Source organism: Photorhabdus antumapuensis (assembly GCF_020387775.1).
GTDB lineage: Bacteria > Pseudomonadota > Gammaproteobacteria > Enterobacterales > Enterobacteriaceae > Photorhabdus > Photorhabdus antumapuensis.
Map to the genome: position 1 here is coordinate 1 of NZ_JAHZMK010000013.1, position 24,831 is coordinate 24,831.

Genomic DNA, 24,831 nt, shown 5'->3' on the forward strand with positions numbered 1-24,831 from the left:
GAGGATTGTTGGTCGCTTGGGGGTGCAGGAATGTCCACGGTAGCGGCACCATTGTTGCTGCCATCAGGAGCAACTGTAGGAAGTATTTTTGCTGGAGGTATAATCAGTGGAACAGCTAATATCAGTAATCAACTGACAAATGGTCCAGTGAACATTACTGATGCACTGATAGCTACTGGAACGGGGGCGGTAACTCAGGGCAAAGGGTTTTGGTTTACAGAAGTGGCGAGTATAACTGGTGCTTATGTCGGAGCGAAATTGCAGGGTAAAGACCCCGTTGCACCAGTAGCAGGTGCAGCGGTTGGTAATGTTGTAGGTACAATGGGAGGGAAAGTTATTACTGATAAACTCGCGCCAATAGCAGCTAATCCAATTAAAAGTGAAGTCGGCGGTGCTATCGGTGGAGCTCTAATTTCTGAAGCGGTAGGAAATCGAGTTGAAAATCAGCTAGATAAACGTGGAGGTGGTAAATGAAACATCAAAAAGCAACTTATCAGGCTCTTTTATTGCTTACCAGTCTATGGTTTATATTATTTTTTTGTATGGTTTTTATCACCAGCCTTATTCTAGCAACCATTTTTTATTTCAAAGATGGACAATTTTTCTTCACTCTAGAAGATGTTTATTACTCTTTTAAAATGGGTGCTAGCACAGGTATTCCCACAGGGATCGGTATCTGGATTATGTCTAGATTGAAAGAAAATAAAGACGGACAATAATGCACTGAGCTTGCCAAAAGGGATGGCGGATTATGGTCGGTCAGCATCAAGTCTGGCTACCGAGATGTTAAATGAAGGTCAATCCTCTCAAGAGATTTCGGCAGCATTGTCAAAACATGCTAAAGGGGATCCCCCGGAAGGACAAGATCCGGTAAGAGGATTGTTGGTCGCTTGGGGTGCAGGTGCTTCTGTTGTGGGAGGGACTATAGTTGCTCCTGTTGCTGCGGCTGCGGCTGCGGCTGCGGCTGCGGCTGCGGCTGCGGCTGCGGCTGCGGCTGCGGCAGTAATTGGTGGCGGTATTTTAGGAGGAGTAACAGATGCCACCAAACAGTTTTTAACATTAAAACCAGAAGAACACTATAGTGCCAGATACACTGATAGCGGTAGGAACAGGCGCATTAACTCAAGGTAAAGGAACACTATTTAGCACTCTTGCTAAGTAACCGTTCGGTTATCTCACCATTGTTAAAAGTTGGGATGCGTTCATTACATTTTTCCTGTGGCGGGAAAGGTGCCTACTGTAGCAACTGACCGCCTTTCTGAAAAATTGCACTTATTAGTCGAATCCACCTTCTATTTCAATATCTTATTGATATAAAATAAAAATATGGCATCAAATATTTCAATGCCATACTTATTATAGATTTATCAGACATACAATATCCATATCATTATATTTGGTGAAGCTCCACTATTATCTATAATTTATTTTATACCTAGTTGGATAATTGAATATGATTCGTCGATATCTTTAACATCTTGAATAACCAGTCCTGCCTGATCAGCCAAATATTCGAATTCCGTTAAGTCACGCTCTTTCCCTAAAGATGATACATCCATTAATATATCAAAATATTTAATTATTCTAGATTGTGGTTTTTTCATTAAGGTTATTAATAACATAGTTGCGCTATTACCCATTGCCTCTCGGCAATTTTCTAAAATGAGTATTGCGTCATTATCAGGCCAATCATGAATAACATTCTTTAGAATATATAAATCGTAACCTGTCGGAATTGATTTAAAAAAATCACCATCTATAAAATCTATATTTTCGTAAGCAGGAAGTGCATTATATCTGTCCAATACAGCGTAATGTTTTTCTTTTACCTTTTCACTCATTCTTATCAGAAGATTTCCTTCTCCTCCTCCAACATCCAATATTTTATCGTGTTGATTAAAATCATAAATATCAAATAACTTTTCAATCATTTTATCTGAGTCTTTTGACATTAAGGAATCAAATTTTGATTTGAGCAATTCATTACTATCCAAATGTTCAAAGAATGGTTTTCCATTCGCTATTTCAAATGCCGATTTACCATTATTTTCAAGTAAGGATTTTGGGTACATTAACCAAGCGTTCCAGAGATCTGAGTTAAATTCCCACTTTGCTATTAATGATTCCATACTCTCAGGATCGGCAAGCACATTACATTCCTCAGAAAGTGCAACTCTATCATTGCTGCTAACCAATACCCCAATTTCAATTAAAAACTCACATAATCGATTAAGTCTTGAATAATCAATACCATATTGGTTGGCAAGTTCGTTGATATCTATATAGGCCCCGTTTTTAAAGTGAACAGACAAACCTGTATCAACAAAAGTATAGATAGCAATTGATTTTCTATATGATGTAATAAGTTCAGCTAGCATTAGTTATCCTTTATATCTTTATCTTATAAAAAGATGAATTATTTTATCTAAAATTCAGAAAATACCATGATAATTTATTAGGTATTCTGACAACTAGAATGAGTTCATTAACTTTACTATCTTTTCTTGGTAATATAATGAAGATATCATTCTCCTTATTTTCCAATTAGTTAACTTACTTTGTACGTATTTCTAGGGTTAAAATTGTTAATTATCAGGCTATATTAAACATAATAAAAAGAAATGATGAAGATTACAATTAACTCTTTTAAGGGGTTTTAAAAAACAAATTAAATAATTTAATACGGTTATTTATGCTATTTAAATTATTGTTATTTCCACTTTAATATTCATATATTTTATCGATACAAATAAGTATGTCATAAAATATTTTCATGACATACTTATTATATATTTATCCAGAGAAACAATATCCATATAATTATATTTAATAAAAATATATTATTTTATTTAAGTTATTTTACTCCTAGCTGGATAATTGAAGATGATTCATCGATATCTTTAACATCCTGAATAACCAATCCTGCCTGATTAGCCAAACATTCGAATTCCGTCAAATAACGTTCTTTTCCTGAAAATAGCACATCCATTAATATGTCCAAATATATCACCATTTTAGATTGTGGTTTTTTCATATAACTTATCAATAAAACAGCCGAACCATTATCCATTGCCTTGCGACAATTTTCTAAAATGAGTATTGCGTTACTATCGGACCAATCGTGAATAATATTCTTTAAAATATATAAATCATAACCTGATGGAATTGATTTTAGAAAATCTCCATTGATAAAATCTATATTTTCCCAAACAGGAATTTCATCATATCTATCTAATACAGCGTAATGTTTTCCTTTTACCTTCTCACTCATTTTTACCAGAAGATTTCCTTCACCTCCTCCAATATCTAATATTCTGTTGTATTGACCAAAATCATAAATATCAAGTAGCTTTTCAATTATATTATCTGAGCCTTTTGACATTGAAGAATCAAAATTTGATTTGAGTAATTTATTACTCGCTAAATGTTCAAAGAATGATTTTCCATGCGTTATTTCAAATGCCGGTTTTCCATCATTTTCAAGTAAAGATCTTGGATACATTGACCAAGCGTTCCAACAATCTGGACTCAGCTCCCATTTTAAAATTAATGACTCTATACTTTCAGGATCGGCAAGTACACTGCATTCATCAGCAAGGGTGACTTTATGGCCGTGGTTAACCAATACCCCAATTTCAATTAAGAAATCACATAATCGATCAAGTCGAGAATAATCAATACCACATTGACGGGAAAGTTCGTCTATATCTACATAAGCTCCATTTCTAAAGTGAATAGATAAACCTGTATCAACAAAAGCGTAGATTGCGGCTGATTTTCTATACGATGTAATAAGTTCGGCTAGCATTGAGTTATCCTTTATGTCTTTATCTTATATACCCGTTATCTTTCAAGCTGCCTCTTTGTTGGCTGCACTCACTCACCCCGGTCACATAGTTCTCTATGCTCCCGGGGATTCGCTCCCTTGCCGTCGCGATGCAACTCGAAATCTATTAGGTATAAATACATGAAATACCATAATGAATAATTGGGTATTCCGATAATTAATATGTAATTATTAGCTTTGTTACCTTTTCTTAGTGAGATAATAAAGATTTCATCCTCCTTATTTGCCCATTGTTCAACTTACTTTAATAACGCATTTTTAGGAACAGAATTGTTAACTATCAGACTATATTAAATTCGACAAAAATAAATGACAAAGATCACAATTAACTCTTCTCAGAAAATTATAAAATAGAATTGTTTAATATAGTTATTAATCGTTTTTATTGTCAGAGAATAAATTTACTTTCTATTTTAATACCTATACATTTAATTATTAACATAAAATAAAAATGTGGCATCAAATATCTTGATGCCACATTTTATATCTATTTCCCAACGATAGAATATGAATATAATCATCTTTGGAAATAACCATAAACCCCTAATAATTTATTTTACCCCTAATTCGATAAGTGAAAATATTTCATCTATATCTTTATAATCTCGAATGACAAGCCCCGCTTGGTTAGCTATATCTTCGAATTCAGACAAATAACGTTGTTTCGCTGAAAATAGCATATCCATTAATATATCCACGGATTTAACTACCAAGGATTGTGGTTTTTTCATTAAGGTTATTATCAAGATGGTTGTGTTATTATCCATCGCTTCTCGGCAGTTCTTCAAAAGGGATATAGCATCATTATCAGGCCAGTTATGGAGAACATTCTTTAAAATATATAAATCATAACCTGTCGGAATTGGTTTAAAAAAATCTCCATTTATGAAGTTTATACCTTCTGAAATAGGCACTTCATTATATCTGTCCAATACAGCGTAATCTTTTCCTTTGACTTGTTCACTGATTCTGATCAAAAGCTCTCCGTCTCCACCACCCAGATCTAATATTCTGTTATGTTTATTAAAATCATAAATAACAAACAATTCTTTAATTATTTTATTTGTAAATTTTGACATTAAAGCATCAAAATCTGATTTTAATACCTGATTACTATCCAAATGCTCAAAGAATGATTTTCCATACACCATTTCAAATGCCGATTTGCCATTGTTTTCCAGTAAGGATTTTGGATACATTAACCAAGAATCCCAATGTTCTGGATTGATCTCATATTTTACTGTTAAGAATTCTATACTATTAGGATCAGCAAGTGCACTGCATTCCTCAGAAAGTGCAACCCCATGGTTGTTGCTAACCAATACTCCTATTTCAATTAAGAAATCACATAGTCGATTAAGTCTCGAACAATCAATACCATATTGACTGGCAAGTTTGTTAATATCTACATAGGCTCCATTTTTAAAGTGAATAGATAAACCAGCATCAACAAAAGTATAGATTGCAGCTGTTTTTCTATATGACGTAATGAGATCGATTAGCATTGAATTACCCTTTCTGTATTTTTAAATGAGGTTATTATATAAAACATAGATAGTACCACTATAACTAACTATATATAGTTGAAACACTTTTTTACCCAAATGTAATTATTAACTTTGCTATCTTTTCCTTATGAAGTAATGAAAATTTTATTCACCTTTGACAATTGCTTACTCACTTTAATTATATGTTTTTAGCCATGAGTTAATTAACTATCAGACTATATAAAATATGATAGAAAGAAATGTTAAAAATCACAATTAACTCTCTTTAGGGATTTTTAAGATTAAATTAAAAGATATGTCTTAACAATATTTTTCTTTCGGAAAATTCACACAAACAATGAATGGTTATAAAAAAAATTCACAACCATTTCATGAATATATTAATTATTACCGACCACATAATTTCCAGTATTATCTCTGTAGCCCAGAAACCACTTTTGATCTATGCTGAACGCTAAAAACAAGCTTAAGATTATTATTAATCTGAAAGCCCCAAAGCAAATAGCAGGAAGATAGAACTTAATGAGTATCCGCATCGTTCCTAAAGAACAACTGAGCAAAGATCGCACCAATGAAAAAGCAGCAGATTATATCCCGCCACTGCTTTTTGCTAATCTGAGAAATCTTTATCAGCGTCGGGCAGAACGCTTGCAACAACTGGCAGAAGAGAGCCCATTAGCTGATTATCTTAACTTTTCAGCACAAGTTGCCCAAGCTCAGCAAAAAATGTTGCATGATAATCCATTGAAAATGGAGATAGCAGATATCTTAGAAAAATCTGTCATTGAGGGTAAACCGCCTCTGGATTGCAAAACCTTCCAACGTACTGAGCACTGGCAAAAATTACTTCACTCTCTGATCGCTGAATTACTGCCAGATGCGTCGGAACATATTAATACCGTTCTGGACAATCTAGAAAAAGCGTCGCAACAGGAGCTGGAACAGATGGCCGATGCTCTGCTGAAAAATGAATTCAGTAAAGTCAGCCCTGAAAAAGCACTTTTTATCTGGGCGGCACTTTCCCTCTATTGGGCACAAATGGCAAATCAAATCCCAGGAAAAGCGAGGGCAGAATATGGTGAACATCGTCAGTTTTGCCCAGTTTGCAACAGTATGCCGGTCTCTAGTGTGGTTCAGATTGGCACAACCAACGGGTTGCGTTATCTGCATTGTAGTTTGTGTGAAAGTGAATGGCATATGGTACGGGTAAAATGCAGTAATTGCGAACAGACCCGCGATCTCAATTATTGGTCACTGGATAGTGAGCAAGCCGCCGTGAAAGCGGAAAGTTGCGGTGATTGCGGTAGTTATTTGAAAATTCTCTATCAGGAGAAAGATCCAAAAGTTGAAGCTGTTGCTGATGATTTAGCTTCACTGATCCTCGATGCCAAAATGGAAGAGGAAGGTTTTGCCCGCAGTAGCATCAACCCGTTTTTGTTCCTAAATGAGTAATAGTGAGTTGACGGAATTGCCATGACACATAAACCGTGCCTGTTGTACAGCCAGCTCCCAGCCATTGATCGTCTATTACGTGAGCCACAGATAACACCATTCGTGGAACAATATGGACAAACGTTGGTAACTGCAACATTAAGAAGAATGCAGGAACAGGCCAGAATCAATATTAAGCAATATCAGGCACTGCCTGATTGGTGTGATAACTGGGCCTTGGCACTTGGCCTGCAATTGGAACAGAAACAAGTTTTGGCTTTAAAGCCGGTGTTTAATCTTAGTGGTACGGTGATTCATACCAATCTTGGCCGAGCACTAATGGCAGAATCAGCGATTGAAGCAGTAACACAAGTGATGCGTTCACCTGTAACGTTGGAATATTCCCTCAATAACGCCGGACGTGGACACCGTGACCATGCTTTGGCGGATTTACTGTGTGAATTAACCGGGGCGGAAGATGCCTGTATTGTTAATAACAATGCAGCGGCGGTATTGTTATTGTTGGCAACCGTAGCATCCGGTAAGCAAGTTGTAGTTTCTCGTGGTGAACTAGTGGAAATTGGTGGCGCATTCCGTATTCCTGATGTGATGGTTCAGGCAGGATGCCGATTAGTTGAAGTCGGTACAACGAACCGCACTCACCTGAAAGATTATCGGCAAGCGATTAATGAAGAGACCGCTCTCCTCATGAAAGTGCATACCAGTAACTACAATATTGAAGGTTTTACCGTAGAAGTGTCTGGTCGTGAATTGGCCACTCTGGGAATGGCCTCGCAAATTCCTACTGCCATTGATCTGGGCAGTGGTTCCATGATCAATATGGCGCAATATGGATTGCCAGCCGAACCTATGCCCCAGGATTATCTGAATCAGGGCATCGATTTGGTCACTTTCTCTGGTGATAAATTACTGGGGGGACCACAAGCTGGCATTATTCTTGGCAAAAAGCGCTGGATAGAAGCCATCCAGCGTCATCCACTGAAACGGGCTTTGCGGGCAGATAAGATGACGCTGGCCGCTTTGGAAGCCACATTACGGTTATATCAGCGCCCTGAACAGCTTTGCCAGCAGTTGCCAACGTTACGTTTGTTAACCCGTTCACAACAACAAATGCATGATATGGCACAACGGCTATTACCTCAGCTCCAAGCACATTACGGCGACCAATTTATTGTTCGGGATGAACCATGTTATTCACAGATTGGCAGTGGCTCATTGCCGGTTGATCGTTTGCCAAGTTGGGCTTTGACTTTTGCTGCCGTTGATGATCAGGGAAGCTCGTTGGAGCGGTTGGCCCGATGCTGGCGTGGATTAGCGAAACCCGTTCTTGGTCGTATCTCTGGCGGGCGTTTATGGCTGGATTTACGCTGTCTTGAAGATGAAAAAGCGCTATTGCAGGCACTATTATTGTAATTTACCGAAATAAAGTAATTTATCGAAATAAAATAATTCTCTGAAACTATTATGATTTTTGCCACTGCCGGCCATGTTGATCATGGTAAAACCACACTTATTCAAGCGATTACCGGCGTTAATACGGCTCATTTGCCGGAAGAAAAAAAACGCGGTATGACCATCGACTTAGGTTATGCCTATTGGCCGCAATCGAATGGCTCTTCGGTTGGTTTTATCGATGTACCCGGACATGAGAAATTCCTCGCTAATATGTTGGCAGGGATCGGAGGTATCGATCATGTTTTATTGGTGGTTGCCTGTGACGATGGGGTAATGACTCAAACGAGAGAACATTTAGCTATTCTGCGTTTGATTGGCCGCCCGGCCATAACAGTTGCGCTCACTAAAGCAGATCGGGTGGAATCGCAACGAATAGTTGAAGTTCGCCAGCAGATTGAATATGAGCTGGCAACGCAAGGTTGGAACGAGTTCCTTCTGTTTGTAATGGCTGCGACGGATGAAGAAAGTATTGTCCCTTTGAGGCAGCATCTGTTGCAGTTGCATCAGCAAAATAAGCAGCATAAAAAATTACATCAGCGTTTTCGTCTGGCGATAGATCGCGCTTTCAGTGTCAAAGGCGCAGGTCTGGTGGTAACGGGAACAGCATTGGCTGGCCGAGTCAGTGTGGGAGATATCCTCTGGCTGACCGGCCGGGATCAGCCAGTCAGAGTACGTGGCTTGCATGCTCAGAATCAACAGACCGATACGGCTCAAGCCGGGCAGCGTATTGCATTGAATATTACTGGTGATGTAAGTAAAGAACAGGTTTCCCGTGGTGATTGGCTACTTTCCCACAAGCCCTTTGAGCACGTAGAGAAAGTACTAGTGGAAGTAGAAACTGATGAACCTTTGCGAAACTGGCAATCACTTCACATTCATCATGCCGCCAGCCATATAACGGGGCGGATTTCATTGCTGAATCAGCTTCCTGATAAGCCTCTGCTGGCTGAATTAGTGCTTGATAGCCCATTATGGTTGGTTGAGGATGATCGACTGGTATTACGAGATATCAGTGCCAAAAAAACACTGGCGGGTGCGCGAGTGATCAACCTAAATTCCCCCCGCCGTGGTAAGCGCCAACCAGAATTTTTGTATTGGCTCACTCAGCTCGCCAGAACATCCGATCATGCGGCTAATTTAGCGCTCCATCTGCCACGAGGTGCATTTTCTCTCGACCATTTTTGTTGGGCGCGCCAGCTAACGGAAACCACTTTCCACCAGCTAATCGTTGATAAGGATGTGATTATTGCCGATGGTATGGTGTTATCACAGAACAATGCCAGATTAGCAAAGCAGAAGTTGTTACACGTTTTGGCCGAATATCACCAACAGCATGTTGATCAACTAGGTTTAGGCAGGGCACGCCTGAAACGGATGGCACTGCCAACGCTGGATGAAGCACTGGTTTATACTTTGATAGATGCCTTGCTCAGTAGTGGGCAGTTAAAGCAGTTGCGTGGTTGGTTATACCTTCCTGAACATGGTTTAGCTTTTAGTGATGAACAGGCAAAATTGTGGCAACAAATAACCCCCTATTTTGCAGATGATCCTTGGTGGGTACGTGACCTGGCTGCTGATTTAAAAGAAGAAGAGGCCGCAATCCGCCGTTTGTTGAAAAAATCTGCTCAATTGGGGCATATTATCGCTATTGTTCCTGATCGTTATTATTGCAGCCAACGAATTCAGCAGTTTGCCGAACTGATTCGTCAATTCAATCAAGATTATGGTGCGATTACCGCTGCGGATTTTCGTAATCAACTCGGTATCGGTCGTAAACTGGCTATTCAGATATTGGAATTTTTTGATCGCAGTGGTTTTACTCGTCGTCAAGCTGAGTCACATATTCTCAGAGATAATGGGCTATTTTGATGATTTTTTATCTAAAATATAGATGATTTCAGCAAAATCACCGTCTTGTTTCATCGATTTAACTGATCTGTGTTATTTTTGCCAACCGTGAACCGTCTATTAATTGGATTCAATACGATGAAAAAGAAGATAATATCGGGTGTTTATCTAGGATTATTGTTTATTGCAACTTTAATACTGGTTTTTGAAAAAAGTGAAGATATTTATCCGGCACTGATCGCTGTCGGTGTGTTTGGTGTGATATTTGGCCTTGCGTTTTTTGTGTCAGCCCGGTTACTGTTTTCCGCTGCCTTTACCGGAACACTGTTTATTATCTTCAAATTCCTCAATCAGATAAAAGTTCATTACTACAAAGAGCAGTTGATGTTTTCTGATCTAAACTTGATGTTTGATCCTGCCAATCAGGAAACATTACGCCACTATTGGTTGGCCGGTTTAGGCATTGTCGCGATGTTTATCTGGCTGATCTTTAACATGATACTGAGCTGGAAAAAATCATCTGCCTGCCGTAGTTTTAAATGGCGTACTATCGGCTTGGTTCTGGCAGCGTTCTGTATATGGGAAGTGAGCGCTACCGCCAATGGGTTCAGAGAGCAGTGGGAATCTTCACTCCCAAAAGGGCGTGGTACAGTCACCAATATGGTGATGTCGGCTAAGGATGCCAAATATCATGCGCCGCAGTTTGGGCAATCATCCGATTATTTTCTGCAACAGGCTAAGAATGTCATGCTGCCTGTGTCGCAGTCAGCGATCAAACCTGACGTGGTGATGTTATTACAGGAATCCACCGTGACTCCACATATCTATCAGTTGCCTGATGATACCCGCTTACCTAATCTTTATATGTTTCAGCGGGATTCGGGTGTCAGCGCACAAAGCCCAATGCGGGTACAAACTTTCGGTGGTGGTACCTGGTTATCTGAATTCTCTGCTCTAACCGGCTTAAATACAGATGATTTTGGCTCACGTAAGAATGCGGTTTTTTATTTTATTGTTGATCATCTGAAATACAGCTTGTTCCGTGAAATGAAACAGAATGGTTATTACACGGTTGTTTTGACGCCATTTAATAAATCTTCTTATCATTCGGGTCATGCTTATCAGACTCTCGGCGTTGATCGTATTATTCAGCCACAGGAATTGGGATATCCCGCCAGTCTCGATAAAAATCTGTGGACCATTTCTACCCAAGAGATGTTGGATTATGTGAAAGATATTTTGGCACAGGAAACGGATAAGCCGCTCTTTATTTTCTCACTGACTATGTATGAACATGGCCCATATGATGAAGATCACGCTGATGATTACGGGCTTACCGGACATATGAAAAATTCACAGGCAGTGGGTAAGTTCAGTCACTATATGGAGAAAATCAAAGCTTCTGATCCGGCAATTAAAGATTTCAGTGAGTTTGTTGCTAAACGGGAAAAGCCAACTATTTTCCTCTACTTCGGTGATCATCAACCCAATATCAGCCTAAATCAGTATAATGGCGTATTTTCAAACCCCGCTCATATCACCCAATTTACTATGCGGGATAACTTGCAACAAGGAGCATCTATTCAGACTGATGAACTGACGGATATTTCATTCCTTGGCAGTATGATTATGGAGAGAGCTAAATTAGATGCTTCACCTTTTTACCGAGCAAATATGACAATGCGTCATCTCTGCCGAGGAGCGTTGGATGATTGTCAGGATAAGGCGCTGGTGGAAAGTTATAAACACTACATTTACCAGCAATTAGATGTTGCAGGTAAAAAGTAATTTATAAAATCATCATGTGAGTAGGTGCCATATTTATATGGCACTGTAAATGACTCCAAATACCAAGTTGTAGTAGATAATTGGCTATCAGGCTGGCGCAGTCGTTCCACTGCTCGATTTGATAATCATTGCCTCCGCGGAACTGGTTTCCATTGACAGACGCTATTGCTCCCCTGAACTGATGATAGACTTCTCCCCGGTTCAATGCCTGTTGCTTATGAGTTATTGATGCAATTTAAAACAATAGGGGGCAGACTTGTTAGCCTTAAGAGCATATGATTAGTGACAAAGTGAAATGTCCTTAACATACTTATTTGGAGCCATCCATGATGATTTACTACAGATTAAATATCCCTCAGATTTTAATTCGTCATCAACATAAAAAGAAACAAATAAAGTAAGAATAATGCCTGTTATTGACACATATGAAACATAATTTCCTATTTTACTATTAAGACGTTTCACTGTACCCAATGAGATTCTATATAAAATAAAAGAAATATAAATCAATACAGGGCTAAACCAAATAGCTCCTGCGCTTTTCCATGAGAATGTAATAACATCATCACGCTTAAAAAAACCGACATAATCATTCAATGAAAAAAATATAGATAACATTGTCATAAAAAGAAGCAATAAAATTCCTAAATATAGTTTAGTTTTATTTTCATTTATATTATCCACGGCTATATCTACCCCACATATTAAAAAACTGATCCGGATGGTATGGTGTCTGGTTTATTTTTTATTTTTTATGTTTTTAATTATAGTTTCACTGATTTTAAAGTGGTCATCTAACCAATAGATAGAGATTATTAAATAAAATACTAAAAATATAAAGACATATGCTTAGTGACAAAGTGAAATGTCCTTAACATACTTATTTGGAGCCATCCATGATGATTTACTACATGTTACATACCCCTCCAACTTTAATTCATCATCAACATAAAAAGATACAAATAAAGTAAGAATAAACCCCACTATTGATACACATGAAATATAATCCCCAATTTTACCATTGAGATTTTTTGTTCTATTTTTAGCAATTCTTAACAAAGCATAAGCAATATGAATAAGTAAAGGAGAGAACCAGATAAATCCTGCACTCTTCCATGAGAATGTAATAACGCTATCACGCCTAAAAAAACCTATATAATCATTTAATGAGAAAAATACAAATAATGCCGCCATAAAAGAAACAAATAACGAACCTAAGTATATTTTTATTTTATTTATATTATCCACGACTATATCTACCCCACATATTAAAAAACTGATCTGCCGTAGGTGTCCCCACAAGAACATTTCTTTTTCTATTTTTTATGTTTTTAATTATGCTTTCACTAATTTTAAAATAATCATCCAACCAATATAAAGCAAACGAAACTCCAACCCCAAGAGCAAAAACTCCAATAGTTACAGCCAAAAGACTCCACCCTATAGTTAAGAGTGGCGCTGCTATTAGTGAATTAACGCCCAAAGCAACGCCTGTTGATACCGCTAATTTTGCACCATCCATTGTTAAGTTAACAAACAAATCAGCTAATCCATAATCATCTTTAAGTATTAACTCAACTGCTCTATATGCTGCTGAGAATACTATACCGAATCTAGCACCGTTAACAATCCCATCATGAATACCTAGCGTACCTACCCCAAAAGACACTATACGTGGATTATTAGCAAGATATCTTGTAGCATTTAAATAGTCTCTTACTCCAGGATAACCTGTTAATTTTATATATTTTTTACCATCTTTCCCGGCATATTCCGTTGCCTTAACACCGAAACTTCTTAAATCATTTACTATTTTAGCCACGCCATAAGAGTCTTTTATATTACCAGCAAATGATGAAGCTGGATCAGCATATGAATAAAAGGTTTTAACATTATTTTTCCATTTATTATAGAAGTTATGATCTAATGTTTTTATATAAGTTATTGCCTCATCCTCTGTTAATAAAGCAATAACTTCTTGGTTTAATTTAAATTGATGCTCCAATTCCAATATCATACGGTTATATTTTTGATCTTCTATTTGTTTTTTAAAATCAAGATGATCTTCTAATCTGTAATCATTATCAACAAATGTTTTTAACCGTGGATCATACTTCATCTTACAACTCCACTTATATTATATAGTTTATTGAAATTTTGTTTTATATTTTATCGGACTTAGCTATTTTTTTCTTTAATTTTTCTGAATTGTTGGGAGCTGGATCAAATTCAAGCAGAAACACTGATTCATGGGCATATGCCCATCCATGCTTTGCTGGGTGCAGTATGCTATACACAGAATGTGCAGCGGGAATTAAAAGCACAAGCCAATGGGCAAAGGAATTGCATTGATGTTCATAGCCTAGAACATTTACCAACGCAACTACAGTTTTCCTTGCGGTAGATATATAAATTAGATAATTTAGCTAAATTATCTAGATGTTCGATGGTAAAGGTTATGATAAACGAACAAGATATTTACGAAAGGATCAAGCAGGTTTTAGCGAATGCGCCACGCAATCAGTACACGGCTGAGCTGCATCTACAAATGATTAAGTACGCCGATGAGCTGAAAAACATTACAGCTAAAGACTTTTGTGAAGGAGTTGGGCTTACCCAGAGTTTTGGCACTGAGTTCAGTAAAATGCGCAATTTGACGCAGCGTTTGAAAACCGCAGGACTTAATACGGATCTGCTTTAAGACAATTTTGTCGATGTAAATTACCAAAGCCTGAACGATGAATATGCCTGTATAAGTGGAGTATAAGTATGACTGTTAAGACCAATAAGTACGCTAAAGCACGTTTTTTCAAGTGTGCATTGCAGGTAAATTCTTCAAGCTACATAAAATATCGAGGGCAGCAACAGACGCTTTCTGAAGATGATTATAATCAGCAATTGTTAAATGCTTCGCTAGAGGTGGGAATTGAAGTCATTGGCCTGGCTGATCATGGGTCGGTGAATGGTTTTGAAAAGATCAAAGATCTCTTTGCACAACGTGAAATCGTGGTGTTCCCCGGCTTTGAAGTTGCCTCCAGTGAGAAGATTCACTTCGTTTGCTTGTTTGATGAATCAGCTTCGGCTGATCTGATAAACAGGCATTTGGGCGCATTGGGTGTGGATATAAACCAGCCGGAAGCTCCAGTACAGAAATCTGCCTCGGATATTATTAATTACGTAAACGATAAGGGTGGTTTCATTTTCGCAGCCCACTGTACTAATGATGATGGCGTGTTAAAGCGGCGGATGAATCATGTTTGGCAACATGAAAGGCTGTTGGCTGCTCAGATCCCAGGTTCAGTTGAGGACCTAAAAGGTGTAGAGAGCGACTTTTATCGTAAAGTTTTCCTGAATAAGGATGATAACTATCGCCGCAAGCGGGAAATGGCTGCCATCAATGCCGCTGATGTGGCGAAGCCTGAAGAGATTAAAGCTGATGGCGCTTCTTGTTTAATTAAAATGACCAAGCCCTGCTTCACTTCTTTCAAGCAAGCTTTTTTAGATGCGGGCTCCAGAGTTCGGCTAAATTCAGACAAACCGGAAAACTATGCGTCAGCTATCGAACGTGTTCGTTTTGTCGGTGGCTACCTTGATGGTGTGGATATTGAATTATCGGATCACTTAAACGCGGTGATTGGTGGTAGAGGTACGGGCAAATCAACCCTGCTGGAGTGTATTCGTTATGCTTTTGGTTTAGAACCTTTTGGTAAAGCATCGAAAGCTCAGCATGACGCGATTGTAAAAAATAACTTAGGTACCGAAAAAGGTATGGTTGAAGTCAGTGTTCGCTCTGCAACCATGCATGGCCGCATATTTACGGTGAGCCGCAAATATGGAAACCAGCCAGTGGTGAATGAAAACGGCAGAATTTCACCTTATCACCCCGAAGATTTACTGCCTGGCATTGAGCTGTACGGTCAGAATGAAATTTATGAGATGACTCGGGATGAGCAAAGCCGAAACCTACTTATTGAACGATTCTTGGAAAGTGAGCACGAACAGTTTGAGAAGGCCATAGCCAAAGTGCTAGTGAGCCTTAAGGATAATCGTGAAACCATTATTCGTGCGCTTAGCCAAAAAGCAGATGTTGAGGCAGAAGTTGAGCGCTTACCCAAGTTATTGGATCAGGCTAAACAATTCCAGACGCTGGGTATTGATGAAAAGTTGAAAGTGATTCCAAAGCTGGAAAAGGAAAAACAACTGAGTGGGAGAGTTAATGAAGAAATTACTCGAGTAAAAGAAGCTATCAACATCTTAAAAGACAGTTTGCCAGATACGGTATTTTTAAGCGATGCCAGCTTAGAAGGATTGCCACACTTAGATCTCTTAAAACAAAAGCGTCAAGTTTTGGAGATGTTAAATAACTCTTTAACTCAATGTTTAATCCAAGTCGAGGAGCTCTCCAGTAAAACCTCAAGGGACTTACTTCCTCTACAGCAACAACTGTTGGAAAGGTTGCATGCAGAAGAACAACAACTTGAAAATGCGTTTAAAGACATACCTACAAGTCAGGGTAAAACGGGTCGGCAGATTGGCGCTGAATATCAAACCTTACTAAAGCAAATTGAACAGATTCGCCCAAAAGAAACTGCCTTGCAAAACCGACAAACCCAACTCAACGAGCTCTATAGTCAGCGCAAGAAACTATTGCTTGAGTTAGATCAGCAGACCAGCGCACGTGCTAGCGCCATGCAGAAGTCGGTTAAACGGCTCACTCGCAAGTTGGATCAGAAGGTACGCCTTAGCCTGAATTCTGAAGGTAACCGCCAAGAATTAGTGAATTTCCTGAGTGATTGCAATTTGGAAGGTGTTGGGCCGAAAAGGCTAGCGTGGGTTTTAGAGGGTGAGTTCACACCCGCTAATCTTGCTGCCACTATTCGCCAAGGTGAGACTGAATTAACCTCTAATTTCGGTATACCTAATTCCGTTGTACGAGCGTTAAGCCGTTTGCCTGAGTATAAACTGCTTGAGCTAGAAGAGTTGCAGCTTCCCGATACAATGGCGATTGAGCTGAATATAACTCACGGTGAACGGGAGGCCATTTTCCGCCCAATTGGGGAACTATCGACCGGCCAACAATGTACGGCGATTTTGCACCTGTTGCTATTGGACAACCAAGATCCGCTTATCCTTGATCAGCCGGAGGATAACCTTGATAACGCCTTTATTGCTGAGCGTATCGTTGCTGAGCTGCGCAGAGCCAAGCTAAGCCGACAGTTCTTGTTCGCAACCCACAACGCCAATATTCCGGTATTTGGCGACGCGGAATGGATTGGCGTGCTGAGTGTGGAAGATAACAAAGGGTTGATCCTGCCAGAACAACAGGGTGCGATCGATATGCCAGAAGTGCAAAAACTAGCGGCAGATATATTGGAAGGTGGTGAGAGTGCATTTAATCAACGCCGTGAAAAGTACGGCTTTAACTGAATGCTTTACTTCCTTGGGAGAGAACGATGTTAAAAACAGAATTGTTGGAAATTATTGCCAATGGCGAAAACTCAGGTGTGGAGTTTAAGCGAGATGATATACGTCCTGAGCAGTTAGCCAAAGAAGTTGTTGCTATGACCAACTTTCAAGGGGGACGGGTACTGCTAGGTGTGGAAGATGACGGCACTATTAGCGGCGTACAAAGGCATGATCTTGAAGAGTGGGTTATGAATGTTTTTCAGAGCAAAATTCATCCGATGATTCTGCCGTTTTACGAAGAAGTGAAATTGGATGATGGCAAACTGGTTGCTATCGTTAGCTTTCCCATCGGCATTTCGAAACCCTACATCGTTCGCCATAGCGGAAAAGAGGACATCTATATTCGTGTTGGGACAACATCGAGGCTAGCAACTAGAGAGCAGCAGATGCGATTGTTTGAATTGGGTGGAATGCTGCATACTGAAGTAATGCCTGTGCCTCGTACAGATATGAGTTGTTTGGATGACGCTCGCCTAACCAATTATGTAAAGGATATCTTACAAGATCCCGATGTACCTAAAACGCCTGATGAATGGCAAGCAAGGCTACTTGGTCTGGGTTTTTTAACCGAAGCCGCAGGCAATGTTTGCTGCACAATAGCGGGCTTGGTGTTATTTGGTAAAAGCCCGAGACGCTATCTCAAACAATCGGGTTTACGGGTCATGGTATTTCATGGCGAAGATAAGGAATACCAAGCTGCATTGGATGACATCATTGATGGCCCAATGGTCGGGCGCTGGGATCTTGAAAATGGTGATAAACGGCTAATCGATGGTGGCGTTATTGAGAAATTCATGGAGGCTATGAGTCCCTTTATTTCTCAAGAGTCTGATCAGGTGAATGAAGAGTTAAGGCGAGAGACACAGTGGTTTTATCCACTTGAGGCCGTTAGAGAAGCCTTGGTCAATGCGCTGGCGCACCGCGATTGGACGCGTTTTGTTGAAATTGAAGTATCTGGTTATTCTGACCGGCTTGAAGTAATTAGTCCGGGTTCGCTACCAAACTCTATGACGATAGAAAAAATGAAAGCAGGGCAGCGTTCCCCCAGAAATACCATTGTTATGGAAGTATTACGTGATTATGGCTATGTCGATTACCGAGGAATGGGTGTGAGAACCAAAATTATGCCATTAACGAAAGCGTTAACAGGTAAAGATCCTGAGTTTGATTTGACAGACGATCATTTAAAAACAATTTTGTTCCGGTAACAAATGTTGTGACTGTTGGAACAGCGTATACCGCACTGCATTTGGCGCTTTTAAAACAGCGCCATTTTTTTAAAAGCAGTCGGGAAACGACTTTACAATGCACGATGGAATTTTGGCAAAGCGGAGCAAAACGAATCAAAGCGAAGTAAATGGGTTTTGAAGCGTTACACTTTAAAAATGACCACTTCACTTCCCAATACAAAAACTCGAAAAAATCCTTCCTAGCAGATCATCGGAAGTAAATTCACCCGTGATCTCACTCAATGCCTGCTGCGCCAGACGCAACTCTTCCGCCAGCAATTCACCTGAACGGGCAACCACTAATTGTTCATGGCCCTGTTGTAAATGCTCCGTTGCGGTATTTAATGCTTGTAAATGACGACGACGAGCCAAGAAACCACCTTCGGTATTACTGCTAAAACCCATCGTTTCTTTCAGATGATCGCGCAATAAATCAATGCCTTCACCACTACGGGCAGAAAGTCTAACCAGCGAGTAACCACTTACTTCGTCAATACTTGTCTCTTCATCGGTCATATCAGTCTTATTACGAACAACTGTAATAGGGAGCGATTTAGGCAGACGAGCCATAAATTCAGGCCAGATTTCCACAGGTTCAACCGCGTTCGTTGTCGTGCTATCTACCATAAACAGTACACGATCAGCCTGCTCAATTTCCTGCCAAGCACGCTCAATACCAATACGTTCAACTTCATCACTGGCTTCACGCAAACCTGCTGTATCAATGATATGCAACGGCATACCGTCAATATGGATATGTTCACGCAGCACATCACGGGTTGTACCTGCAATATCCGTCACAATAGCCGCTTCACGGCCTGCTAATGCATTAAGTAGACTGGACTTTCCTGCATTAGGGCGACCGGCGATCACAACTTTCATCCCTTCACGTAAAAGGCTGCCCTGACGAGCCTGAGAACGAACACACTCAAGCTCAACCATCACGTCATCCAACTTGGCCTCGATTTTCCCATCAGAAAGGAAATCAATCTCTTCATCTGGAAAATCAATAGCCGCTTCTACATAGATTCGTAAGTGAGTAAGTGTTTCCACCATCTGGTGAACTTGAGTAGAAAAAGCGCCCTGTAAGGAATTCATCGCTGAACGGGCGGCTTGCTCCGAACTGGCATCAATCAGATCAGCAATGGCTTCCGCCTGAGCTAAATCCAATTTGTCATTAAGAAAAGCGCGTTCAGAAAACTCACCTGGGTTAGCAATTCGCACACCTGGCAAAGTCAGAATACGTTTAAGTAGCAAATCGAGAATAACCGGTCCACCATGACCTTGAAGCTCCAGTACATCTTCTCCAGTAAAGGAGTTAGGCCCCGGAAAGTAAATAGCAATCCCCTGATCAAGTATCTGACCATCTACATCACGAAATGACAGATAATCTGCGTAACGGGATTTGGGTAATTTACCTAATACCACCTCAGCTACCTGTGCGACTTTCGGGCCGGAAACACGTAAAATGCCAACACCGCCCCGTCCTGGTGGGGTAGCCTGAGCAACAATCGTATCAGTGGTATTCATAGTTATCTCCCTATTTACTTTTTCGCTCAAATGACTTTTTTACTCAAATAGTTAAGGCGGTCAATGACCGCCTTTACCGTGACAACGGCCAGCATGTATTCTGGCTGAAGCTATACCCGTCATCTTTCAAGTTGCCTCTTTGTTGGCTGCACTCACTCACCCCGGTCACATAGTTTTCTATGCTCCCGGGGATTCGCTCCCTTGCCGCCGCGATCCATCTTGAAATCCATAGGGTGTATGTTTTATTTCGCAGGCTTTTTCTCACGACTATGCAGACCGCGTTTTTCCAGTCCACGATAAATTAATTGCTGCTGGATAATTGTCACCAAGTTACTGACGATATAGTACAGAACCAGACCTGATGGGAACCACAGGAAGAATATGGTAAAGATGACGGGCATATAGGTCATAATCTTCTGTTGCATCGGATCAGTAATTGTCGTCGGAGACATTTTCTGGATGATGAACATTGTTACACCCATCAGCAACGGCAGGATGTAATAAGGATCTTGTGCAGACAGATCATTAATCCAGCCAGCAAATGGCGCATGACGCAATTCAACAGAACCCATCAACATGTAATATAAAGCAAGGAAGATTGGCATCTGGATCAACAGAGGCAAACAGCCACCCAGTGGGTTCACTTTCTCTGCTTTATACAATGCCATCATTTCCTGGCTCATACGCTGTTTATCATCACCAATACGCTCGCGCATAGCCGCCAATTTAGGCTGTAACAGACGCATTTTCGCCATTGAAGTGTATTGTGCTTTGGTCAGCGGGTACATAATACCACGCACAATAAAGGTGATAACGATGATCGAGAAGCCCCAGTTACCAATAAAACCATGCAGGAACTTCAACAGCTTAAATAATGGCTGAGAGATAAACCATAACCAACCATAATCTACGGACAGATCCAGATGAGATGCTACAGCGGCCATTTCATCTTGAATTTCCGGGCCAATCCACAGTGTAGAAGAGACCGTTTTTTCACTATTAGCCGCAACAGAGATTGGTGCACTCTTATAGCCAATCGCAGCCATCTCTTTACCTAATGCGGCAGTGTAGAAAGTGCTGGTTTCATTAGCCACAGGAACCCAAGCGGTAGCAAAATATTGTTGCAACATGGCAATCCAGCCACCTTTGGTGGTCACGGATAAAGATTCGCCTTCAATATCGCTAAAGCTGTATTTTTTGTATTTGGTATCGTCTGAAGAATAAGCTGCGCCACGGTAAGTATGCAGGGCAAAGTTACTGCTGCCTGTATCACGATGCTTTGGTAGTTCAACATTCTGTTTCAACTGACCAAAGAAGGCCATCTGTAACGGTTTTTCTGTCGTGTTATGAATACGGTAATCCACACTAATCGCGTATTCGCCACGTTTCAGGACAAATGTTTTGACGTAAACAATGCCATCTTTAGTGACGAAATTCATCGGGATACGCAATTCATCCTGTCCATCAGCCAATACATAGCTATCCTGTGCTGCGGTATACAGCGGGCGCTCACTATTCATCGGGTTATCTGGACCATCTTTCCCCGTCAATCCGCTTTGCGCTTGATAAGTGAAAGCAGGTGTTGTTTCCAACAACTTGAAGGGCTGGTTTGAACCCAGGGTATCAGGATAGGCTAACAGGTCAGCCTCTTCGATATCACCGCCACGAGTATTGATGGTCAAAGAGAGCACATCAGTTTTAACCGTGATAAGTTTACCTTTTCCACTGCCTGGTACAGCTTGATTCTCACTGCTCGGCATATCCGTTTGTTGCGTGGCCTGTACTGTCGTTGGCTGCGGATTTTTATCTGCTTCCCATGCTTGCCAGACCAAGAAAGAAACGAACAGCAAAGCGATGAGAAGAAGATTACGTTGCGAATCCATCGTTAGTGTTCTCTGTTATCGTTGTTTTTTACGGGTGGGACAGGATCATCACCACCTTCATGTAAAGGGTGGCATTTTAATACGCGTTTCACCGTTAACCAACAGCCTTTTATCGCCCCAAATCGGCATAATGCCTCAATTCCATATTGAGAGCAGGTAGGATTGAAGCGACAACGAGGCCCCAACAGCGGGCTTATTACCAACTGATATCCCCGGATTAATGCGATCAGGAAGCGCGAGCCAAACGACAGTGACGACGCCATAATTTACCCAACGCCTCCGTTAACGCACGGTTATCAAGCTCAGCAACGCCTTTTCTAACCAATACCACAAAATCCATAGGAGGCAACTTATGTTGGTTTAAACGGAAGCTTTCACGGGCTAACCGCTTAATCCGGTTACGCTCATGAGCACGTTTAACATTTTTCTTGGCTATAGTAAGACCGATACGGGGATGCCCCAGCTCGTTCGGGCGACCAAGGATAGTAATCTCTGGCGAACTTGCCCGTTGGGGTTGCTGGAAAACATAAGTGAAATGCTTGGGAGTTAACAAGCGTAACTCCCTCGGAAAAGCGAGCTTAACCACTAGATGGTTAGCTTTATTACTTAGAAACGGTCAGACGAGTACGGCCTTTTGCACGACGGCGAGCCAGAACTTGACGACCATTTTTGGTAGCCATACGAGCGCGGAAACCATGAGAACGGTTACGCTTCAGTACGGATGGTTGGAAAGTGCGTTTCATAGCGATTTCTACCTAACTTAAGATTATTACTGATTCAGTAAATGCGTTGGCAGCCAGTGAGAAATAGACACCGATGCCTCAATCGCAACATCAATATAAAAGAAGCGGGATTGTAATAAAATGTACAGCTCTGAGTCAATTTACATAACACAAAGTCGGCCGGCTTTTTACTGAGTTGGATGTTTACCAACACTCTGCCCATGCGTACACCAGAACCCTTCACCAAACATTACCGATAAAAACTCTGGTTCCGCACATAGGGTGCAACATTATACGGACTACTGAACAAAGCGCAACGATCACCGGCAGATCTTCGTTTTCTGTTATGATCCTTGGTCCGATTTTATTTTAAATATCGGCTTATTCTCGATCTGCATTTGGCATCCGCCATAATTCCACTACAACCCCTTTACAGCCCTTTATTTCACAGACAATGTTATCCTGTGGATAAAAAGCGCTTAAACTGTGTAAAAGAATGAAGATCTATATCGTCTTTTGCGCTATGATCCCAGGCCATGATTTAGATCTTATCCTCGGATCATGGGGGGGAGCGATGACATTAAAAATCGCCATACACATGACAATTGATCCTTCCTCACCTTAGAGGAGCCGTTGTTTTGTACCCAATATAATGAGCTAACCACTCCGATTTCTTTAATTGTTAATTGGCCTTGTTTTAGGGGAGTCCACCGTGTCACTTTCGCTTTGGCAGCAATGTCTTGCCCGATTGCAGGATGAATTACCTGCCACAGAATTCAGTATGTGGATACGCCCCCTTCAGGCAGAGCTAAGTGGTAACACTCTGGCACTTTATGCCCCAAATCGGTTCGTTCTGGACTGGGTAAGAGAGAAGTATATCAACAATATCAATGGATTGTTGAATGACTTCTGTGGAGCAGAAGTACCGTTATTACGTTTTGAAGTTGGCAATAAACCCGTTTCCCAAAACGATAGCCCACCACAAAGGGTTGTTGCTCATACGCCGGTTGCTCCCGCACCACAAAACACATCAGTACGCCCTAGTTGGGATAACACTGCGGTACAACCAGAGCTCTCTTATCGCTCTAATGTTAACCCAAAACATACTTTTGATAACTTTGTTGAAGGTAAATCCAACCAACTTGCTCGCGCTGCTGCAAGACAGGTAGCTGATAATCCCGGCGGTGCTTACAACCCACTATTTCTTTATGGTGGTACGGGTTTGGGTAAAACCCATCTATTACATGCCGTTGGCAACAGTATTATGGCACGTAAGGCAAATGCCAAGGTGGTCTATATGCATTCTGAACGTTTTGTTCAGGATATGGTCAAGGCATTACAAAATAATGCAATAGAAGAGTTCAAACGCTATTACCGCTCTGTCGACGCATTACTGATCGATGATATTCAGTTTTTTGCCAATAAAGAACGCTCTCAAGAAGAGTTCTTCCACACATTTAATGCATTACTGGAAGGTAATCAACAGATTATTCTGACATCAGATCGCTATCCAAAAGAGATCAATGGGGTAGAAGATCGGTTAAAATCCCGTTTTGGCTGGGGGCTAACCGTTGCAATTGAACCACCGGAACTCGAAACCCGTGTCGCTATTTTGATGAAAAAGGCAGACGAAAACGAAATCCAGTTGCCAGGAGAAGTTGCTTTCTTTATAGCCAAACGTCTGCGTTCTAATGTCCGTGAGCTTGAAGGGGCATTGAACAGGGTAATAGCAAATGCCAATTTTACTGGCCGAGCGATTACTATTGATTTTGTACGTGAAGCATTACGTGATCTGTTAGCACTGCAAGAAAAACTGGTTACCATTGATAATATTCAGAAAACAGTCGCTGAGTATTATAAAATCAAGGTGGCCGATTTACTTTCCAAACGGCGCTCCCGTTCCGTTGCCCGTCCAAGGCAAATGGCAATGGCGCTAGCAAAAGAGTTAACCAACCACAGCTTGCCTGAAATCGGGGATGCCTTTGGTGGACGTGACCACACAACTGTGCTGCATGCTTGTCGTAAAATCGAGCAACTGCGTGAAGAAAGTCACGACATCAAAGAGGATTTTTCTAACTTAATCAGAACATTGTCTTCCTAGTG

Annotated in this window: 22 protein-coding genes and 1 pseudogene; 11 read left to right on the top strand and 12 right to left on the bottom strand. The window is 40.6% G+C overall.

The features are described 5' to 3' along the window. The 3 genes from KZ793_RS04395 to KZ793_RS04405 all read left to right on the top strand — a co-directional run. Nucleotides 1-474: hypothetical protein (locus KZ793_RS04395; protein ID WP_225813856.1), on the top strand; the 474-nt coding region annotated here is incomplete at its 5' end. Next, on the top strand, nucleotides 471-719 hold the full coding sequence (locus KZ793_RS04400) for a hypothetical protein (RefSeq protein WP_225813857.1): 249 nt from the start codon (nucleotides 471-473) through the stop codon (nucleotides 717-719). The genes KZ793_RS04395 and KZ793_RS04400, both read left to right, overlap by 4 nt. A gap of 10 nt (nucleotides 720-729) precedes the next feature. After that, entirely contained in the window at nucleotides 730-1,131 is a 402-nt protein-coding gene (locus tag KZ793_RS04405) for a hypothetical protein (protein WP_225813859.1), read from the top strand. Nucleotides 1,132-1,424: 293 nt separating this feature from the next. On the opposite strand, the gene KZ793_RS04410 is transcribed toward KZ793_RS04405, so the two are convergent. From KZ793_RS04410 to KZ793_RS04420, 3 genes are all read right to left on the bottom strand, one after another. Continuing rightward, nucleotides 1,425-2,378 carry a methyltransferase gene (locus tag KZ793_RS04410; protein ID WP_225813861.1) on the bottom strand — a complete coding sequence of 318 codons (954 nt, stop codon included), beginning with the start codon at nucleotides 2,376-2,378 and terminating at the stop codon, nucleotides 1,425-1,427. A gap of 476 nt (nucleotides 2,379-2,854) precedes the next feature. Next, nucleotides 2,855-3,808, bottom strand: coding sequence for a methyltransferase (locus KZ793_RS04415; protein WP_225813862.1), 954 nt, complete (start codon nucleotides 3,806-3,808; stop codon nucleotides 2,855-2,857). Between the two features lie 590 nt (nucleotides 3,809-4,398). Then, nucleotides 4,399-5,352 carry a methyltransferase gene (locus KZ793_RS04420; RefSeq protein ID WP_225813863.1) on the bottom strand — a complete coding sequence of 318 codons (954 nt, stop codon included), beginning with the start codon at nucleotides 5,350-5,352 and terminating at the stop codon, nucleotides 4,399-4,401. A gap of 525 nt (nucleotides 5,353-5,877) precedes the next feature. On the opposite strand from KZ793_RS04420, the gene fdhE reads away from it, so the two are divergent. The 4 genes from fdhE to KZ793_RS04440 all read left to right on the top strand — a co-directional run bounded on the left by fdhE (nucleotide 5,878) and on the right by KZ793_RS04440 (nucleotide 11,898). Continuing rightward, nucleotides 5,878-6,807: a formate dehydrogenase accessory protein FdhE gene (gene fdhE / locus KZ793_RS04425; RefSeq protein WP_225813864.1), complete on the top strand. Its 930-nt coding sequence runs from the start codon at nucleotides 5,878-5,880 to the stop codon at nucleotides 6,805-6,807. A gap of 21 nt (nucleotides 6,808-6,828) precedes the next feature. Beyond that, nucleotides 6,829-8,220, top strand: a complete 1,392-nt coding sequence (gene selA / locus KZ793_RS04430; RefSeq protein ID WP_225813865.1) for an L-seryl-tRNA(Sec) selenium transferase — start codon at nucleotides 6,829-6,831, stop codon at nucleotides 8,218-8,220. 51 nt (nucleotides 8,221-8,271) lie between these two features. Then, nucleotides 8,272-10,131: a selenocysteine-specific translation elongation factor gene (selB, locus tag KZ793_RS04435; RefSeq protein WP_225813866.1), complete on the top strand. Its 1,860-nt coding sequence runs from the start codon at nucleotides 8,272-8,274 to the stop codon at nucleotides 10,129-10,131. 117 nt (nucleotides 10,132-10,248) lie between these two features. After that, complete coding sequence (locus KZ793_RS04440; RefSeq protein WP_225813872.1) at nucleotides 10,249-11,898, top strand: LTA synthase family protein; 1,650 nt, start codon at nucleotides 10,249-10,251, stop codon at nucleotides 11,896-11,898. 70 nt (nucleotides 11,899-11,968) lie between these two features. Here KZ793_RS04440 and KZ793_RS22820 read toward each other — a convergent pair. The 4 genes and pseudogenes from KZ793_RS22820 to KZ793_RS04460 form a co-directional block, all read right to left on the bottom strand. Next, a pseudogene (locus tag KZ793_RS22820) lies at nucleotides 11,969-12,112 on the bottom strand (Tn3 family transposase); the annotation flags it as partial. Between the two features lie 65 nt (nucleotides 12,113-12,177). Beyond that, nucleotides 12,178-12,582, bottom strand: a complete 405-nt coding sequence (locus KZ793_RS04450) for a DUF1240 domain-containing protein (RefSeq protein ID WP_225813876.1) — start codon at nucleotides 12,580-12,582, stop codon at nucleotides 12,178-12,180. A 165-nt stretch (nucleotides 12,583-12,747) separates the two neighbouring features. Then, the gene (locus KZ793_RS04455; RefSeq protein ID WP_225813878.1) at nucleotides 12,748-13,146 is read right to left on the bottom strand and encodes a DUF1240 domain-containing protein; all 399 of its coding nucleotides are present in this window, start codon (nucleotides 13,144-13,146) and stop codon (nucleotides 12,748-12,750) included. Beyond that, complete coding sequence (locus KZ793_RS04460; protein WP_225813885.1) at nucleotides 13,139-14,017, bottom strand: hypothetical protein; 879 nt, start codon at nucleotides 14,015-14,017, stop codon at nucleotides 13,139-13,141. The genes KZ793_RS04455 and KZ793_RS04460 overlap by 8 nt, the downstream gene beginning before the upstream one ends. Nucleotides 14,018-14,359: 342 nt before the next feature. Here KZ793_RS04460 and KZ793_RS04465 point away from each other — a divergent pair, with 342 nt between their 5' ends. The 3 genes from KZ793_RS04465 (at nucleotide 14,360) to KZ793_RS04475 (ending at nucleotide 18,572) form a co-directional block, all read left to right on the top strand. Beyond that, nucleotides 14,360-14,599, top strand: coding sequence for an HTH-like domain-containing protein (locus KZ793_RS04465; protein ID WP_041381254.1), 240 nt, complete (start codon nucleotides 14,360-14,362; stop codon nucleotides 14,597-14,599). Between the two features lie 68 nt (nucleotides 14,600-14,667). Then, entirely contained in the window at nucleotides 14,668-17,325 is a 2,658-nt protein-coding gene (locus tag KZ793_RS04470; RefSeq protein ID WP_225813886.1) for a TrlF family AAA-like ATPase, read from the top strand. A gap of 26 nt (nucleotides 17,326-17,351) precedes the next feature. Further along, nucleotides 17,352-18,572 (top strand): RNA-binding domain-containing protein, encoded by a 1,221-nt coding sequence (locus tag KZ793_RS04475; RefSeq protein ID WP_225813888.1) that lies wholly within the window; start codon nucleotides 17,352-17,354, stop codon nucleotides 18,570-18,572. A gap of 186 nt (nucleotides 18,573-18,758) precedes the next feature. Here KZ793_RS04475 and mnmE read toward each other — a convergent pair whose 3' ends face one another. The 5 genes from mnmE to rpmH all read right to left on the bottom strand — a co-directional run bounded on the left by mnmE (nucleotide 18,759) and on the right by rpmH (nucleotide 22,749). Next, nucleotides 18,759-20,123 (bottom strand): tRNA uridine-5-carboxymethylaminomethyl(34) synthesis GTPase MnmE, encoded by a 1,365-nt coding sequence (gene mnmE, locus KZ793_RS04480; protein ID WP_225813890.1) that lies wholly within the window; start codon nucleotides 20,121-20,123, stop codon nucleotides 18,759-18,761. Nucleotides 20,124-20,365: 242 nt separating this feature from the next. Beyond that, nucleotides 20,366-22,006 (bottom strand): membrane protein insertase YidC, encoded by a 1,641-nt coding sequence (yidC, locus tag KZ793_RS04485; protein ID WP_225813892.1) that lies wholly within the window; start codon nucleotides 22,004-22,006, stop codon nucleotides 20,366-20,368. A 2-nt stretch (nucleotides 22,007-22,008) separates the two neighbouring features. Then, on the bottom strand, nucleotides 22,009-22,269 hold the full coding sequence (gene yidD, locus KZ793_RS04490) for a membrane protein insertion efficiency factor YidD (RefSeq protein WP_225813893.1): 261 nt from the start codon (nucleotides 22,267-22,269) through the stop codon (nucleotides 22,009-22,011). Further along, a complete protein-coding gene (gene rnpA / locus KZ793_RS04495; RefSeq protein WP_118987635.1) occupies nucleotides 22,233-22,592 on the bottom strand; it encodes a ribonuclease P protein component in 360 nt (119 codons plus the stop codon). The genes yidD and rnpA overlap by 37 nt, the downstream gene beginning before the upstream one ends. A gap of 16 nt (nucleotides 22,593-22,608) precedes the next feature. Continuing rightward, nucleotides 22,609-22,749 (bottom strand): 50S ribosomal protein L34, encoded by a 141-nt coding sequence (rpmH, locus tag KZ793_RS04500; protein ID WP_004093983.1) that lies wholly within the window; start codon nucleotides 22,747-22,749, stop codon nucleotides 22,609-22,611. Nucleotides 22,750-23,440: 691 nt separating this feature from the next. On the opposite strand from rpmH, the gene dnaA reads away from it, so the two are divergent. Next, the gene (dnaA, locus tag KZ793_RS04505; RefSeq protein ID WP_118987636.1) at nucleotides 23,441-24,829 is read left to right on the top strand and encodes a chromosomal replication initiator protein DnaA; all 1,389 of its coding nucleotides are present in this window, start codon (nucleotides 23,441-23,443) and stop codon (nucleotides 24,827-24,829) included. Nucleotides 24,830-24,831: the final 2 nt, after the last annotated feature.

Coding starts and splice junctions, on each gene's coding strand:
- KZ793_RS04400 (WP_225813857.1), top strand. CDS start 471: ATGAAACATCAAAAAGCAACTTATCAGGCTCTTTTATTGCTTACCAGT.
- KZ793_RS04410 (WP_225813861.1), bottom strand. CDS start 2,378: ATGCTAGCTGAACTTATTACATCATATAGAAAATCAATTGCTATCTAT.
- KZ793_RS04415 (WP_225813862.1), bottom strand. CDS start 3,808: ATGCTAGCCGAACTTATTACATCGTATAGAAAATCAGCCGCAATCTAC.
- KZ793_RS04420 (WP_225813863.1), bottom strand. CDS start 5,352: ATGCTAATCGATCTCATTACGTCATATAGAAAAACAGCTGCAATCTAT.
- fdhE (WP_225813864.1), top strand. CDS start 5,878: ATGAGTATCCGCATCGTTCCTAAAGAACAACTGAGCAAAGATCGCACC.
- selA (WP_225813865.1), top strand. CDS start 6,829: ATGACACATAAACCGTGCCTGTTGTACAGCCAGCTCCCAGCCATTGAT.
- selB (WP_225813866.1), top strand. CDS start 8,272: ATGATTTTTGCCACTGCCGGCCATGTTGATCATGGTAAAACCACACTT.
- KZ793_RS04440 (WP_225813872.1), top strand. CDS start 10,249: ATGAAAAAGAAGATAATATCGGGTGTTTATCTAGGATTATTGTTTATT.
- KZ793_RS04460 (WP_225813885.1), bottom strand. CDS start 14,017: ATGAAGTATGATCCACGGTTAAAAACATTTGTTGATAATGATTACAGA.
- KZ793_RS04470 (WP_225813886.1), top strand. CDS start 14,668: ATGACTGTTAAGACCAATAAGTACGCTAAAGCACGTTTTTTCAAGTGT.
- KZ793_RS04475 (WP_225813888.1), top strand. CDS start 17,352: ATGTTAAAAACAGAATTGTTGGAAATTATTGCCAATGGCGAAAACTCA.
- mnmE (WP_225813890.1), bottom strand. CDS start 20,123: ATGAATACCACTGATACGATTGTTGCTCAGGCTACCCCACCAGGACGG.
- yidC (WP_225813892.1), bottom strand. CDS start 22,006: ATGGATTCGCAACGTAATCTTCTTCTCATCGCTTTGCTGTTCGTTTCT.
- yidD (WP_225813893.1), bottom strand. CDS start 22,269: ATGGCGTCGTCACTGTCGTTTGGCTCGCGCTTCCTGATCGCATTAATC.
- rpmH (WP_004093983.1), bottom strand. CDS start 22,749: ATGAAACGCACTTTCCAACCATCCGTACTGAAGCGTAACCGTTCTCAT.